The organism is Clostridium acidisoli DSM 12555 (genome assembly GCF_900176305.1).
Taxonomy (GTDB): Bacteria; Bacillota; Clostridia; order Clostridiales; family Clostridiaceae; genus Clostridium_I; species Clostridium_I acidisoli.
Genome location: NZ_FWXH01000059.1, coordinates 1 through 1,582, shown reverse-complemented (window position 1 = coordinate 1,582; position 1,582 = coordinate 1). Strand labels below are relative to the sequence as shown.

Below are 1,582 nucleotides of genomic sequence, written 5' to 3'. Positions count from 1 at the left end.
CTTTTTAGTTTATCTAAAAAGTAACAAAAGGTCAAGCTACAAAGGGCGCATGGTGAATGCCTTGGCACTAGAAGTCGAAGAAGGACGCGACAAGCTGCGATAAGCTTCGGGTAGGCGCAAATAGCCTGTGATCCGGAGATTTCCGAATGGGGAAACCCACATACCTTAACGGTATGTACCATATACTGAATTCATAGGTATATGGGGATAAACCTGGGGAACTGAAACATCTAAGTACCCAGAGGAAGAGAAAGAAACATCGATTTCCTAAGTAGCGGCGAGCGAAAGGGAATGAGCCCAAACCAAGAACTTTGTTCTTGGGGTTGCGGATAGATCATAAACGCATAATATCTTAACCGAAGAGTTCTGGAAAGCTCTACCGTAGTAGGTAATAGTCCTGTAGGTAAAAAGAGAAAATTGCTAGATCTAATCCAGAGTACCACGAGACACGTGAAACCTTGTGGGAAGCTGGGAGGACCACCTCCCAAGGCTAAATACTAACTAGTGACCGATAGTGAAGCAGTACCGTGAGGGAAAGGTGAAAAGAACCCCGGAAGGGGAGTGAAATAGAACCTGAAACCGTGTGCCTACAACCGGTCGAAGCACTTTTTATGTGTGACGACGTGCTTTTTGTAGAACGAGCCAGCGAGTTACGGTATGCAGCAAGGTTAAGTACTTATGGTACGGAGCCGAAGGGAAACCAAGTCTGAATAGGGCGACTAGTTGCATGCTGTAGACCCGAAACCGGGTGACCTATCCATGGCCAGGTTGAAGCGGAAGTAAAATTCCGTGGAGGACCGAACCACATTGGTGTTGAAAAACCATGGGATGAGCTGTGGATAGCGGAGAAATTCCAATCGAACTCGGAGATAGCTGGTTCTCCTCGAAATAGCTTTAGGGCTAGCGTCGATTAATTGAGTTATGGAGGTAGAGCACTGAATGAGCTAGGGGCTGACAACAGTTACTGAACTCTATCAAACTCCGAATGCCATATACTTTTATTTCGGCAGTCAGACTACGAATGATAAGATCCGTGGTCAAAAGGGAAACAGCCCAGACCATCAGCTAAGGTCCCAAAGTGTAAGTTAAGTGGAAAAGGATGTGGGATTTCTAAGACAACTAGGATGTTGGCTCAGAAGCAGCCACTCATTCAAAGAGTGCGTAATAGCTCACTAGTCAAGAGATCCCGCGCCGAAGATGTCCGGGGCTAAAACTTACCACCGAAGCTATGGGCTCGAAAGAGCGGTAGAGGAGCTTCCTGTATGGGCTGAAGTCGTACCGTAAGGAGCGGTGGACTGTACAGGAGTGAGTATGCTGGCATAAGTAGCGAGAACTAAGTGAGAATCTTAGTGGTCGAAAACCTAAGGTTTCCTGGGGAAGGCTCGTCCGCCCAGGGTTAGTCGGGACCTAAGCCGAGGCCGAAAGGCGTAGGTGATGGACAATCGGTTGATATTCCGATACCACCAAACTCCGTTTTGAGAAATGGGGTGACGCAGTAGGATAGGATGTGCGCACTATTGGATGTGCGTCTAAGCACTAAGACATGCAGGTTGGCAAATCCGCCTGATTAGTTGAGGTGTTA

General features: G+C 47.5%; 1 rRNA gene. It reads left to right on the top strand.

Features of this window, described 5'->3' with window-relative positions:
• Positions 1 to 29 precede the first annotated feature (29 nt).
• A 23S ribosomal RNA gene (locus B8978_RS19335) occupies positions 30 to 1,582 on the top strand; the annotation flags it as partial.